The following is a 2,029-nucleotide window of genomic DNA, read 5'->3' on the forward strand; positions in this document are numbered from 1 at the left end:
TACTAACTATAGTTGGGCAAATATTTGATAAAGCCCATTTTCTTATAAGGATTTAGCATGAAGTTTTATTTATCTGCATTAGCTGTAGCCACCGTGGTCAGCTCGTTTAGCACTTATGCTGCTACAGAGTCATTTGAAGCGAAAGTAACAGTACAAAATGCTGTAGTACTCACAAAAGATAACGATTTAAATTTTGGTACTATTCGTGCTATTTCAGATCCATTAGGCGCCGAACAAGCAACGCTGACAGTTAATCCTGATCCAGCTGCGAGCCCTGTTACTTCACAAGATAATCCAACTGGTAACGCTGCGAGTATCTCAATAATTGAAGGTGGTGAAGCGGGTGCTTTCAGTGTGTCAGATGTAGTACCAAACTCTATTTTAACCATTAGCGACCCAGTAAATACTTTGATACTACCCTTAGCTGGCCAAGGCTTAAATGAACCTGATTTTACTGTAGATGCTTGGACTTACTTTATAACGAGCGGAACAAATGCAGGAGCGCTTTATACGCAGGGTACTCCTAACCTACAAGCTGGTGCTGATGGCGCTGTATCATTTAATATAGGCGCGACTCTTTCTACTTCATCAAACGCATCAAGTGTGGATTACCCTGATGGTGAGTATTCTGGTAGCTTTAATATTGAAGTGTCATATTAATTAGTGTTTAAACAAACAATGCGCTTTTTGTATGTTTCTGCTTGGCTTTCGTTAATGTTTAGCGAGCAAGCCTATAGCGCAAGCATACAACAAGAAGCGCTTAATTTTGGCACTTTAGTTATCCCTCAAAATAATACTTTAAGCTCTATCACGATTAACCACAATGGTGAAATAACCACATTTGGTAGTATTTACGTATTAACTGAGGGGAATCCCGCAGAACTTTTATTTACCGATTTACCTCCGCTTACTCAAATATCGTTTAATAAAATGAGTGACTCTACATTGCAAAGTGAAGTACTTGGAGCTAATAGTGCCAAGTTTACGGTTGTATTAGTGGATTTACCAAGCACGCAAACTAGCGATGAATTTGGAGATCTTTTACTCAAAGTAGGTGGCCGTTTAATAACGACAGGGACTAGCCAAAGTTACTTAGATGGTAGTTTTATTACTGACACCCAATTAGAAATTACGATTGATTACTAAAGGAAAAACATGCTTTATAAAGTTTTAGTGCTGCTCGCACTGAGTGTATGTATTTTAGGAAAAAATGCATACGCAAATTTACTTATCTCTCCAACCCGTATTAGTTTTGATGAACGTCAACGAACCGCTAAAGTTACCGTAATTAATACGGGGGATGAATATCAAACATATCGTGTTTTATGGAGTGAGAAGCAAGCGCAACCTAGCGGTGGCTACATACAGTTGGCAGAGGCTACAAGCGAAAGTTTAAGTTCAATGGCACGTTTGTCACCAAAACAAATGCGTTTAGCACCTGGTGAAAAACAAACAGTAAAAATAGCAATACGTAAACCTAAAGGTCTAGCTTCTGGTGAGTACCGCTCTCATCTTCTATTTCAAGCATTGCCTGGTGAAAATACTAATAAAACAAGCTCAATAAAAGTTAATATGATTATGAGCTACAGCATTCCTATTTTGTTACGTAAAGACATGAAAGAGCCAGAAGTTGCCATAGAACAAGCTAAGCTAGTGCTAAATGAAAGCAATCAACGTCCTCAGTTTTTATTGAATATAAAACGAGAAGGTAAGTTTAGTAGCTACGGTAAATTAAGTGCTTACTTTGTTGATAGCAATAACGAGCAAGTTAAAATTGCAGAAATTGGTAATTTAAGTATTTATCCAGAAGTGGATAATGCGTTTGTAACCCTTAGTTTATTTAGTGACAAAAATTTAGATAAAGCAGGAAAAGTCATTTTTAAATATGAAGGCAGTCAAGAATATAAAGACCTTACATTTGCACAATACACTCTGCCTTTAACCTCACAATCACTTAATGTTTTAACTGTGAATGACGCTAAATAATTTATTGTATGCACTATTACTAAGCATAAGTAGTTTGCTTAGT

At 37.0% G+C, this 2,029-nt stretch carries 3 protein-coding genes; all 3 read left to right on the plus strand.

Annotated features, from left to right (window positions below):
• Window positions 1-57 precede the first annotated feature (57 nt).
• The 3 genes from H5072_RS17950 to H5072_RS17960 are packed head-to-tail and all read left to right on the plus strand — an operon-like array spanning window position 58 to window position 1,986.
• On the plus strand, window positions 58-660 hold the full coding sequence (locus tag H5072_RS17950; RefSeq protein WP_170071817.1) for a DUF4402 domain-containing protein: 603 nt from the start codon (window positions 58-60) through the stop codon (window positions 658-660).
• Between the two features lie 3 nt (window positions 661-663).
• On the plus strand, window positions 664-1,146 hold the full coding sequence (locus tag H5072_RS17955) for a DUF4402 domain-containing protein (RefSeq protein ID WP_182694323.1): 483 nt from the start codon (window positions 664-666) through the stop codon (window positions 1,144-1,146).
• 9 nt (window positions 1,147-1,155) lie between these two features.
• Window positions 1,156-1,986 carry a molecular chaperone gene (locus tag H5072_RS17960; protein ID WP_182694324.1) on the plus strand — a complete coding sequence of 277 codons (831 nt, stop codon included), beginning with the start codon at window positions 1,156-1,158 and terminating at the stop codon, window positions 1,984-1,986.
• The last annotated feature ends 43 nt before the right edge of the window (window positions 1,987-2,029 follow it).

Source organism: Pseudoalteromonas sp. SR45-5 (assembly GCF_014163565.1).
Taxonomy (GTDB): domain Bacteria; phylum Pseudomonadota; class Gammaproteobacteria; order Enterobacterales; family Alteromonadaceae; genus Pseudoalteromonas; species Pseudoalteromonas distincta.